At 59.1% G+C, this 11871-nt stretch carries 12 protein-coding genes; 2 read left to right on the top strand and 10 right to left on the bottom strand.

The window, feature by feature from the left end:
• Window positions 1-288 precede the first annotated feature (288 nt).
• The 5 genes from A7317_RS23215 to colR form a co-directional block, all read right to left on the bottom strand.
• Window positions 289-516: a hypothetical protein gene (locus A7317_RS23215; protein WP_024077208.1), complete on the bottom strand. Its 228-nt coding sequence runs from the start codon at window positions 514-516 to the stop codon at window positions 289-291.
• Window positions 513-1232, bottom strand: coding sequence for a lipopolysaccharide kinase InaA family protein (locus tag A7317_RS23210; protein ID WP_024077209.1), 720 nt, complete (start codon window positions 1230-1232; stop codon window positions 513-515). Before A7317_RS23210 ends, A7317_RS23215 begins: the two co-directional genes overlap by 4 nt.
• Before the next feature lie 4 nt (window positions 1233-1236).
• Window positions 1237-1917, bottom strand: a complete 681-nt coding sequence (locus tag A7317_RS23205; protein ID WP_024077210.1) for a class I SAM-dependent methyltransferase — start codon at window positions 1915-1917, stop codon at window positions 1237-1239.
• Between the two features lie 188 nt (window positions 1918-2105).
• Entirely contained in the window at window positions 2106-3386 is a 1281-nt protein-coding gene (locus A7317_RS23200) for a sensor histidine kinase (protein ID WP_024077211.1), read from the bottom strand.
• A complete protein-coding gene (gene colR, locus A7317_RS23195; protein WP_016975511.1) occupies window positions 3376-4059 on the bottom strand; it encodes a two-component system response regulator ColR in 684 nt (227 codons plus the stop codon). The genes A7317_RS23200 and colR overlap by 11 nt, the downstream gene beginning before the upstream one ends.
• Window positions 4060-4260: 201 nt before the next feature.
• Here colR and A7317_RS23190 point away from each other — a divergent pair, with 201 nt between their 5' ends.
• Complete coding sequence (locus A7317_RS23190; protein WP_024077212.1) at window positions 4261-6210, top strand: LTA synthase family protein; 1950 nt, start codon at window positions 4261-4263, stop codon at window positions 6208-6210.
• A gap of 49 nt (window positions 6211-6259) precedes the next feature.
• Window positions 6260-6997, top strand: a complete 738-nt coding sequence (locus A7317_RS23185) for a phosphatase PAP2 family protein (protein ID WP_024077213.1) — start codon at window positions 6260-6262, stop codon at window positions 6995-6997.
• A gap of 99 nt (window positions 6998-7096) precedes the next feature.
• On the opposite strand, the gene groL is transcribed toward A7317_RS23185, so the two are convergent.
• The 5 genes from groL to A7317_RS23160 form a co-directional block, all read right to left on the bottom strand.
• On the bottom strand, window positions 7097-8743 hold the full coding sequence (groL, locus tag A7317_RS23180; protein WP_024077214.1) for a chaperonin GroEL: 1647 nt from the start codon (window positions 8741-8743) through the stop codon (window positions 7097-7099).
• 50 nt (window positions 8744-8793) lie between these two features.
• A complete protein-coding gene (locus A7317_RS23175) occupies window positions 8794-9090 on the bottom strand; it encodes a co-chaperone GroES (protein ID WP_003175874.1) in 297 nt (98 codons plus the stop codon).
• A gap of 246 nt (window positions 9091-9336) precedes the next feature.
• Window positions 9337-9813: an FxsA family protein gene (locus tag A7317_RS23170; protein WP_024077215.1), complete on the bottom strand. Its 477-nt coding sequence runs from the start codon at window positions 9811-9813 to the stop codon at window positions 9337-9339.
• Window positions 9814-9880: 67 nt separating this feature from the next.
• Window positions 9881-10612 (bottom strand): HugZ family protein, encoded by a 732-nt coding sequence (locus tag A7317_RS23165; RefSeq protein ID WP_024077216.1) that lies wholly within the window; start codon window positions 10610-10612, stop codon window positions 9881-9883.
• 114 nt (window positions 10613-10726) lie between these two features.
• On the bottom strand, window positions 10727-11734 hold the full coding sequence (locus A7317_RS23160) for a DUF481 domain-containing protein (protein WP_024077217.1): 1008 nt from the start codon (window positions 11732-11734) through the stop codon (window positions 10727-10729).
• Window positions 11735-11871 lie beyond the last annotated feature (137 nt).

Raw genomic sequence — 11871 nt, 5'->3', positions numbered from 1 at the left:
GCGATGGCCGTCGCGCAGCCCAGGCAACCACGCTGACCATCAGTGAGTACACGGAAGGCCTTGAAGGGCGTGAACCTGAGTCTGCTGATTGCGCAGGCAATCAAGGATATGCAGCTCGAGTCCGGGCAGATAGTGAAGAGCCGCCAACCGCAGGTACCACTCGATAGCGCCGTCGAAAGCACCGCCACAGCCAAGCTGGTTGTACTTCGCGCAACGCGCCATGCCTGGGGCACACCCCAAAAAAAAGGGCCTCGCATCGCAAGGCCCTTTCCGGGGGGTTCAATCGTTTCAACTTTGCGGCCTCATCCCTTGAGACATTCCAAACATAAACAGCAGTAACTCGTGGTCAGGCTTGACCGCCACACTCGCCTTGGCGACGCGCGGCAACAGGCATTGCCCGCCGCTTTGCACCGCGCTGAGTACTTGTGTGCGAGGTTGTTCCCAGGCGACCAGGGCCAAGGCTGCAATGCCCAATGCCCCCACCAGGAACAGACCTCGTGCTATTTCTAGCTTCATTTGGTTAAACCCTTGATAGCGCTGCCAAACGCCGTCTCGTAAAAGTAGCTGAGTTTTTCCCAGTCGCTATCGCTCCACGACGAATGGCGGCGCAATTGCAGCATATCGTGGGACGCTGCCCGATAGGCGGTCAGGCGCTGGCGACACTTTTCAAAATCCAGCAATGCCACTTCCACGGTGGCCGAGTCGCCTTCGCCGGTGACCCGCGCAAAAATGTGCTTGATGTACAGGCAACCATGTTGCCAGCGCCCCTTGTGCATACGCGCCAGGGTTGTCGCCACTTCCTTGAGCAGGCGCTCATGGACTACTTCGCCGTACTGTTCACGGCCACCGGCGGCGTACCACTTTTCGATTTCATCGAAGCCATCCAGCGAAGCGGTCACCAACAATGCCTTCCATTGGTGCTCCGGATCACGACGTGCCTCGCAGAACACCATTTCCGGTACGCGCACATTCAGCAAGCGCAGGCCCTTGAGGGCATCGCGCTCGCGCAACACGGTGGGACGTCCAAAAGGATGCAGCCAACTGCGGTAGATATGCCCGGTCTGACGTTTGCTGTAGAGCAAGCGCCCATTGGGGCCCACCACTCGCTGCACACCACTTTCACCACCGCGCCGACGATTGGGCTCTTCGACCCATTCGCCCTGCTGGCGCCAAAAATAATCAAATCGCTCTTCGGGAGCTACGTGACTGCCTGCTACGCACTCAACTGCCATCCTGTTACCTCTTGCGCAATACGTACACCCGCCACATGGCGTAGAGCGGGATGAAGTCCAGGGATTCCTGAACACGGAAACCGGCCTGCTCAAACTCTGCCTCAACAGTAGCAGCCGGTAACACAAATCGGTTTTGGTAACCTTCCTGCTCACCTTTCTTACGACGTTTTACTTCGGCACGCTTACGTTTCCAGGCCTTGAAGTTGCCATCCACCCACAGCGAGATGATCACGCTGTCGCGGGTTACACGCTGAAATTCGCGCAGTATCGCCAGCCTGTGCTCAGGATCACCAATGTGATGCATCAAACGCATACAGAAGATGCTATCGACCGAGTTATCGGGTAAATCGATATCGAAGGCAGATGTCTGCAAGGGTCGTACCCGTTTGACCACGTCCGCCGGTTGCGCGTGCATCGCAACCTTCAACATCGACTCCGAATTGTCGGCACCGATAATCACGCGGTTGGGTTTTTCGGCCAGCAGCGGCCAGAAGCGCCCAGCCCCGCAAGGCAAGTCCAGAACCAGCCCCGGTTCACCGGCCATGGCCAGTGCGCCGCGCGCCAATTGCTCGTCACGTTTGTGGGACAACCGGCGAGCCAAATTGTCCTGATGCTTGAGCAAATAATTCTGCGCGTGCTGATCGTCGTATTTTTCAGAAAATTCGAGCTTGATCGGGGTAGGCATCGCTGATCTCCAGTTACTGATGCCTACAACCTTAGGCAGCTAACTGTGATCAACAGGTCAACCAAGTGTGAAAAACTTGTCCTGTCCAATCTCATACATTTCAAGATTTTACAGATACAGTCAGTAGCACGGGGCCATCTTCGCCGAACAGCGGGGAATCTGCCGCAGCATAGCGGCAGGATGGGCGGTCAAGGTTTGACCTGGCTCAACTCGACATGAAAGCGGCAACCGTTGGGTTCCATGGTGCTCAGGCTGACGCTCCAGCCCTGGTTCTCACAGATGCGCTGCACCAGGGACAAGCCCAGGCCAAGGCCTTCGCCGCGCTTCTCGCTGCCACGCACAAAAGGTTCGAACATCGCCTCGCGCTTGTCTTCGGGAATGCCGACACCGGAATCCTCCACCACGAAACCACTGGGCTCCAGCGTGAGGCGGATAAAGCCCCGTTCGGTGTAATGCAGGGCGTTGCGCAACAGGTTGCCCATCACCGCGTGCAGGAAGGTGGTGTTGTAGCGGGTGTCCAGGGGATTGCCCGGTTGATAGATCAACTCCAGCCCCTTTTGCTCGATAGGTTCGCGCCAGATGCCCAGCAAATCGTCCGCCACCTGGGTGAGGGTCACCCGCGGCGACATGGTGGCATCGTTGTGCTGGGCGCGTGCCAGCATCAGGAAGGTCTGGACCAGCTCGCGCATTTCTTCACAGGCCCGTGCGATGCGCAGCACCTGGTTACGGCCGCGCTGGTCGATGGCCGGGTTTTCCAACAGCAGTTCGCAGGAACTGGCCAGTACCATCAAGGGTGTGCGCAACTCGTGGCTGACATCGCTGGTGAACAACTGCTCACGGGACAATGCCTGGCGCAGACGGCCCAACGTGGCATCAAAGGCCACTGCCAACTCGCCCACTTCATCGGCGGCATAATCCGGCGCCAAGGGCGGCGCCAGGCCGAGCAACTGGTCGCGATGGCGAACCTGGCGCGCCAGTCGCACCACCGGGGCCATGACCTTGCGGGCCAACACCCAGCCGAGGAAGACTGCCAGTGCCAGGCTGAGCACGAAGCCCACCAGCACCACGGCAAACAACACGCGCTCACGTTCCTCAAAGTCACTCTGGTCTTGCAGCAGCACATAGCGCCGGCCATCCACCACTTCGACCATGGCGTGATACGACAGCGCCTCGCGGAACACTTCATGGAACCCCGGCTCCAGGTGCCGCAGGTCCTTGGGTAGCTCAAAGTCCCCGCGCCCGCCGCTGAAATAGAACAGCTGGTCCGGCTCGGGTCGGTGGCTCCAGTCTTCGACGCTGTCCATCAGCAGCAGGCGCTGCAGATCGCCACCCAGGCCAGCCGATATCAGCTTCTCTTCCACCAGGTGCACCGTCGCGACGATGCCCATGGCGAAGGCCCCCGCTACCAATGCGCTCATCAAGGCAAAGGCGATGATGATGCGCTGGGCAAGGCTCTGCTTAAACTCCATCACGACCCTCGGCCAGGCGGTAACCCACGCCGTGCACGGTTTGCAGCAATGGCTTGGCGAACGGTTTATCGATCACCTGGCGCAACTGGTGGACGTGACTGCGCAGGCTGTCACTGTCCGGGCAATCGTCGCCCCACAGCGCTTCTTCGAGAATTTCCCGACGCAGCACGTGAGGGCTTTTCTGCATCAATACCGCCAGCAGCTTCAGGCCCACCGGGTTGAGTTTGAGCAGGCGCCCTTCGCGGGTGACTTCCAGGGTATCGAGGTCGTAATGCAAGTCGGCCACCTGCAGGGCCCGCCGCCCACCACCCTGGGCACGGCGCAGCACAGCTTCAATGCGTGCAGCCAGCTCCGACAGGGCGAACGGCTTGAGCAGATAGTCATCGGCGCCGGACTTGAAGCCCTGCAGCCGGTCATCCAGCTGGTCACGGGCGGTGAGCATGATCACCGGCGTATCACGCCGCGCGTCTTCGCGCAGGCGTTTGCACAGGGTGTAGCCATCGATGCCAGGCAGCATGATGTCGAGCACGATCAGGTCGTAGTGCTCGGTGGCGGCCAGGTGCAGGCCCGATAAACCGTCCTGCGCGCAGTCCACGGTGTAGCCCTTGAGGCCCAGGTAATCCGCCAGGTTGGCCAGAATATCGCGGTTGTCTTCAACCAATAAAATTCGCATGGGCAGTGTCTCCGTACTTTCGTGACGACCGTGTTGGCTCGCGCAGCTTAAGGCCAAGTGGGACGCAGGGATAGAGCTGAGGGGCGCGTCGATAAAGGTTTTCAACCGATTAAATAAACCAACGAGTTTTTCACTATAGCTTCACAAACTGACTACAGTGTCAGGCCGAAGATCGCCACCCATTGATATAAGGAAGATGACATGGGGTTTCTCAAAACAGCGCCTATGCGCTATCTGCTGCTGGTAACGGGTACCTGGCTGGTTATTTTCCTGCTCACACGCAGTGTGCTGCTCGTCACTCACCTGGATGAAGTCGGCGGCAACCTGCTGCCGGTATTCGGCGTGGGTTTGCTGTACGACCTGGGTTTCCTGACCTACGCCGCCCTGCCCTTGGGCTTGTACCTGCTGCTGTGCCCACCGGCGCTGTGGCGTCGCCGCGGTCACCGTTGGTTCCTGCAAGCGGTGCTCACCATCAGCGTGTTTGCAATGCTGTTTACCTCAGTGGCCGAATGGCTGTTCTGGGATGAATTCGGCGTGCGCTTCAACTTTATCGCCGTCGACTACCTGGTGTATTCCAACGAGGTATTGAATAACCTGCTGGAGTCCTACCCGATCGGCAAGTTGCTCAGCTTGCTGGCAATGCTCGCCATCGTGCTGAGCCTGGCCTTGCGCAAACCGTTCAATGCCGCGCTGAACGCACCACTGCCGCCGATGCGTGGCCGCCTGCTGAATGCCCTGGCGTTGCTGGTCGTCGCCGGTCTGAGCCTGCAACTGATCAGCCAGGACAGCCCACGCGCCCAGGGCGGCAATGCCTACATGAACGAACTGGCGAGCAATGGCCCCTATCAGTTCTTCGCCGCGTTCCGTAACAACGAGCTGGATTACTCGCAGTTCTATAAAAGCCTGTCGACCGACGTGGTGGCCAAGCAATTGCGCGCCGAACTCAGCGAACCGAATGCCCGTTTTATCGGTCAGGACCCGCTGGATGTCCGCCGCGCCATCACCAACCCAGGCACGTTGCGCAAACCCAATATCGTGCTGGTGACCATTGAAAGCTTCAGCGCCAAGTACATGGGCAGCAATGGCGACGGGCGCAACCTTACGCCCAACCTCGATGCACTGCGCCAACAAAGCCTGTATTTCAATAACTTCTACGCCACCGGTACCCGTACCGACCGAGGCCTGGAGGCGATCACCCTGGCGATTCCACCGACGCCTGGGCGCTCTATCGTCAAGCGCATTGGCCGTGAAAGCGGTTTCGCCAGCCTGGGCCAGCAGCTCAGTGCCATCGGTTATGACAGCGTGTTTGTCTACGGCGGCCGTGGCTACTTCGACAACATGAACGCATTCTTCAGCGGTAACGGTTATCGCGTGGTCGACCAGAGCAGCGTGCCCGAATCGGAAATCTCCTTCAAAAACGCCTGGGGCATGGCTGACGAGGACCTCTACAAACAAACCTTGAAGCTGGCTGATGCCGACTACGCCAAGCAACAGCCGTTCTTGCTGCAACTGATGACCACTTCCAACCATCGCCCCTACACCTACCCGGACGGGCGCATCGATATCAAATCCGGCAATGGCCGCGACGGCGCAGTGAAGTACACCGACCACGCCATCGGCCAGTTCCTGGAAGCTGCACGCCAGAAACCCTGGTTCGATAACACCATCTTCGTGTTCGTCGCCGACCACACCGCCGGCAGCGCGGGCAAGGAAGACCTGCCCATCATCAACTACCAGATTCCGCTGTTCATCTATGCACCCAAGCTGATCGACGCCCGGGAAAACGCGCAACTGGCTAGCCAGATCGACCTCGCGCCAACCCTGCTGGGCCTGATCAACCTGAGCTACGAGTCAACCTTCTTCGGCCGCAACCTGTTGCAAGACAACCCATTGCCACCTCGGGTAGTGGTCGGCAACTACCAGCACCTGGGGTTATTCGACGGCAAGGACCTGGCGATCCTCAGCCCACGCCAGGGCCTGCGCCGCCACGACCAGGCCCTGGGTGAGAGCCAGGAACTGCGGGTCGGCAGTGATGATCCGCTGATCCAGCGCGCGATTACCTACTACCAGGCCGCGAGCTACGGCTTCAAACAACAGTTGCTGGGCTGGAGGGCACCCAAGGACGAGGCCCCGGCACTGAGCACGCGCTAACCAAAACGTCCCGTACCGCTGAGTACGGGACTTTTTTCCAGGGTTCACCATGCCATCCACCTCTGCAGTGCCGGTTTCCAAACCTCTGAATTTCTGGCTGTGCCTGGGCATCCCCGCCGTGGCTGCGCTCCTGATGCTGTTGCTGGAGCTGACATCGCTGGACATGGACCTCGCCAAGCGCTTCTACAACGCGGCGGACGGCGGCTTCATCGGCCGCTACAGCTTCTTCCTCGAAGACATCCTGCATGACCGCGCTAAACAGCTGGTGATCCTGTTTTCAGTGCTGGCAATTCTGGGGCTTATCGGCACGTTCATCCTGCAACGGCTCAAGCCGTACCGCCGCGAGCTGGTGTGCCTGGTGCTGTCCCTGGGCCTGGCCACCGCCTTCGTCTCGCCGTTGAAAACCATCACTGCCGTACAGTGCCCCTGGAGCCTCAAGGAATTCGGCGGCCAGGAAACCTATAGCGAACTGCTCAGCCCACGCCCACCCACCGACAAACCCGGGCGCTGCTGGCCGGGCGGTCATGCGGCTACCGGGTTTGCCCTGTTCGCCTGGTTCTTTGCACTACGGGATCGGCGGCCGCGGATGGCGCGCAAGGCGTTCATCTTTGCTGTTGCGCTGGGTAGCGTTTTTTCAGTGAGCCGCATGCTGCAAGGCGCGCACTTTTTTTCCCATAACGTATGGACGGCGATTTTCTGCTGGCTGATCTGCCTGGGGCTGTACTGCCTGTTGCTCTATCGGCCATCACGCGTTGAGGCGGCAAATACTCAGGCAGTGAATCCGTAGACCGGCTCATTCAGTCAACCGCCGGCGTTTCCTGAGGGCCATAAAAAACCCCGCCTGCATCACTGCAGGCGGGGTTTTTATTAGCCGGGTAAGGCTGGCTTACATCATGCCGCCCATGCCACCCATGCCGCCCATGTCTGGCATACCGCCGCCAGCCTGGCCTTCTTTCTTCGGTAGATCAGCGATCGCTGCTTCGGTGGTCAGGATCAGACCGCCGATGGAGGATGCCGCTTGCAGCGCGGAACGAGTCACCTTGGTAGGGTCCAGGATGCCCATTTCGATCATGTCGCCATACACGCCAGTCGCAGCGTTGTAACCGTAGTTACCTTTGCCGTTCTTGACTTCGTTGACCACTACGCTTGGCTCGTCGCCGGAGTTCGCAGCGATCTGACGCAGCGGTGCTTCAACAGCACGACGCAGCACAGCGATACCGACGTTCTGGTCAGCGTTGTCGCCGGTCAGGTCAGTCAGGGCTTCCAGAGCACGGATCAGCGCAACGCCACCGCCAGGTACCACGCCTTCTTCAACGGCTGCGCGAGTTGCGTGCAGGGCGTCTTCAACGCGGGCTTTCTTCTCTTTCATTTCAACTTCGGAACCCGCGCCAACCTTGATCACTGCAACGCCGCCGGACAGCTTGGCCAGACGCTCTTGCAGTTTTTCACGGTCGTAGTCGGAGGAAGTTTCGGCCACCTGGGCGCGGATCTGAGTGATACGCGACTGGATGTCCTGGTCTACGCCAGCACCGTCAACGATGATGGTGTTTTCCTTGGAGATGGTCACGCGCTTGGCGCTACCCAGGTTTTCCAGAGTGGCGCTTTCCAGGCTCAGGCCGATCTCTTCGGAGATAACGGTACCGCCGGTCAGGACGGCGATGTCCTGCAGCATGGCCTTGCGACGGTCGCCGAAGCCTGGAGCCTTGACGGCTGCAACTTTGACGATGCCACGCATGTTGTTTACAACCAGCGTCGCCAGGGCTTCGCCTTCAACGTCTTCGGAAACGATCAGCAGTGGGCGGCCAGCTTTGGCAACGGCTTCCAGCACTGGCAGCATTTCGCGGATGTTGGAGATTTTCTTGTCGACCAGCAGGATCAGCGGGCTGTCCAGCTCGGCAACCATGGTTTCTGGCTTGTTGACGAAGTACGGGGACAGGTAGCCACGGTCGAACTGCATGCCTTCAACAACCGACAGTTCGTTTTCCAGGCCAGTGCCTTCTTCAACGGTGATCACGCCTTCTTTACCGACTTTTTCCATGGCTTCGGCAATGATGTCGCCGATGGAGCTGTCGGAGTTGGCGGAGATGGTGCCTACCTGAGCGATAGCCTTGGTGTCAGCGCAAGGCTTGGACAGTTTTTTCAGCTCGGCGACGATAGCGATGGTCGCCTTGTCGATGCCGCGCTTGAGGTCCATCGGGTTCATGCCGGCAGCGACGGCCTTGTAGCCTTCGTTGACGATTGCCTGAGCCAGAACGGTGGCGGTAGTGGTGCCGTCGCCTGCGTCATCGTTGGCACGGGAGGCAACGTCTTTGACCAGCTGCGCGCCCATGTTTTCGAAACGGTCTTCCAGTTCGATTTCTTTAGCGACGGAAACGCCGTCCTTGGTGATGGTCGGAGCGCCGAAGCTCTTCTCGATGATCACGTTACGGCCTTTCGGGCCCAGGGTCGCTTTTACTGCGTCAGACAGGACGTTGACACCAACGAGCATTTTCTTGCGGGCGGAATCGCCGAATTTAACTTCTTTAGCAGCCATGATCGATATTCCTTAAATACTTTGTAGTAACGGGAAAATGAGCGGGGAAATCAGTCTTCCAGAACGGCGAGAATCTCGTTCTCAGCCATAACCAGAAGGTCTTCGCCGTCGACTTTCACAGTGTTGCTGCCGGAGTAAGGGCCGAATACGACTTTGTCACCGACTTTAACGGCCAGCGCACGTACGTCACCGTTTTCCAGAGTCTTGCCTGGGCCTGCAGCGACGATCACACCGTGGTTGGCTTTTTCAGCAGCCGAACCTGGCAGAACGATACCGCCAGCGGTTTTCTTTTCTTCTTCGCTGCGACGGATAACGACGCGGTCGTGCAGAGGACGAAGCTTGCTCATTGTCGATCTCTCCTAATTGTGTTTTTCATCGGCCGGTGTCAGTACCGGCAGGTTAAATCCGGCGGTGCCGGTCGCGGTTCGCTGGGCGAAACGCGGAAGTCTGTCTGGTGTCGCCACCAGAAACCTTGCGGTGACCGTTACATAAGGGCGCATCAGCTGATTACAAGGGGCGTGGAATGAATTTTTTTGCGTTTGCCAGTCCAGAAAAGCAACACGGCACCCGAAGGTGCCGTGTCGGTGAAGCGGTTATTTGCTGTCGCGATGCTCGAACTCGCCTTCGATCACATCACCTTCGCGCCCCAACGGCTGGCGTGGAGCCGGGCCGCCACGGGGTTGCAGGTCGTCGGCAAACGCGCGCTGGCGAATCGCAGCCTCTTCGGCGCGCTGGCGCATCTTGCCGGCCAGCAGCTTGCGGGTGAAGGGCAGCAACATGACCAGGCCGACCACATCGCTGATAAAGCCCGGCAGGATCAATAGGCCACCGGCCAAGGCCATCATCAGCCCTTCGAGCATGGTCTGGGCCGGCAATTCACCACGATTCAGGCTTTCACGGGCACGCAGCGCCGTGGCCAGGCCGGCGACGCGCAGTACCAGTACGCCGAGCATCGAGCCGAGAATGATCAGCAGCAGAGCCGGGAAAAACCCGATCGCACCGCTGACTTGAACGAATACGAACAGCTCCAACACCGGGAACAGCAGAAAGAGCAATAAAAAAGGGCGCATCAAATTGTTTCCTCAACGCAAGAATGCCTTGCCAGTCCACCTTAGATGACGTCGCCATTTCGTGAATTCAAGCTTCAGCGCTGGCTTTTTTCGGCCAGACCTCGGCGTGAGCCAATAAAACCAAGGCCTCGCGCACTTGTGTCGGCGTGTTGCAAGGCTCGGCAAAGGGCAACCAGTGCAGGGCATGGCCGATACGCAGGTGCATGCCCTCGCTGTCGATGCCGGCCAGTTGCGCAGGCTCGTGGTTCGGCAGGCCGGCCAGTTCGACGTAATGCGCGATAGCCTTGGCGTGATCGCTGTTCATGTGCTCGATCATGCTGCGCTCGGCCGCACCAAAGAACGGATTGGCCAAGGTCAGTTGGTCGACCCAGTGAATCGCGCCAAACCCGCCGATATAACGATGGCGTACCGGCTTGAGGACCCAGAAGTCGAAATCGTGGGCCTTATGGTAGTTGGCCGACTCGGGGAAGTAGCGGTAATAGCGTTCGGCCGCCGCTTCAATCGCAGCGCCCTCCTCCAGCTTCTCGGCTTCGGCCAGGCAGGTCAGGCGCCCCACCGCCTGCACATCATCCGCTTCGCGCTCGCCGACCAGCAGCGAACACTTGGGATCTTTCTGCAGGTTATGGGTGTGCTGGGCAATCCGGCTGATCAGGATCAGCGGCCGGCCTTCTGAGTCCAGGCAATAGGGCACCACCGAACCAAAGGGAAAGCCGGGCATGGCCTTGGACAATGTGGAGAGAGCCCCACGGTATTCCTTGAGCAACAGCTCTCGGGCGTTCTTGGCAACGTGCGCGCTCAACGTATGACTCCTCGGGTATTCGGCCGCCCTGGCCTATGGGAATGGATCTCAACCCAAGGTAATCAATATCCGCACAGGTTGCCAGCGGCACCCCGGCGGGCGGGTTCAAGCTGATTACCAGGCGACGCCAAAGCCCGCGGTGTAGCGGGTCTTGCTCAAGCTGCTTTCCGACTCGCCGCTGATAATGTCGCGTTCAGCCTTGAGGTTGAGCGAGGCCCACTCGGTGACTTTGTAGCGCAGGCCCATTTCCGCATCGAGGGAATATTCGGACGGGCCGCCGATGGGCTTGCCGACTTCGCCGTTGGTGAAGAACTCGACCGTCTTGCCGACCAGATAGCGGTTGTAGTTCCACTTCATGGCCAGGGAATAGAAGTTGTCCTTGCCGCCATCGGAGTATTCGTAATCGGTGCGGTTGACCAGCGACCCCAGCGAGAACGCCCCCAGCTCATCATCCCAGAACTGGTAGCCCGGGCCGGTGCCCACGGTGCGTTGACGGGACAGGTCTTCAACCTTGTCGCGCTTGTAGGTCAGACGCCCCTGCCAGAACCAGTGCTCGGTCAGGAAGCGGTCGAGGTCGTACTCCAGGGCCCAGTTGTCGGTGGTGGTGACGTCGTCCTGGAACTCGCGGTTGTATTCGCCCTGCCCCGTGTGGCGCCATTGACCATGGCGCGCGATGGTCTTGAAGTCGATGTCGTAGTCATTGGTGTCTTTCTCGGCACGCCTGTAGTCCAGTGCCATGTCGACATTGCCTTTCCATACCAAGTCTTCGATCACCGGCTTGGGCTTGATGATCTGCTGGATGCTCGCCAGTTCGACGGTCTTGGGCGCCTCGCCATTGGCCAGCACCACCTTGCCGTCATCGGCGGCCTTTAACGATTTGGCTTTCTCGCCGGTATAGGCATCCTGCTTGACCAGCAACTCCTGGTCACTCTCCAGGGTTTTCACCTGCTTCCAGTCCACCGGGATCGCGCCCGCGTAGTCAGTCTGGATCAGCAGCTTGCCACCGTCGAAGACTTTGATCTTGCCAGTCAGGCGGTCACCGTTCTTCAACCAGACGGTATCAGCCAGCAAGGGCGCGGAAGCGCTGAGAACAGCAAGGCACAGCAGGGTTCTGGGCAACATAAGCGATTAAGGAGCTCAAGATTGGCGAAAAAGGACGATTATCGTATTAGATAGCTACGACTGACTCGGGGATCTATATTGAGTTCAATACTCATCCGCATACTTATCAGACGCTTCTTACAAAACGACCCAGGATC

The sequence above is a fragment of the Pseudomonas fluorescens genome (assembly GCF_001708445.1).
Classification (GTDB): domain Bacteria; phylum Pseudomonadota; class Gammaproteobacteria; order Pseudomonadales; family Pseudomonadaceae; genus Aquipseudomonas; species Aquipseudomonas gorinensis.
This window is presented reverse-complemented; position numbering and strand designations above follow the sequence as displayed.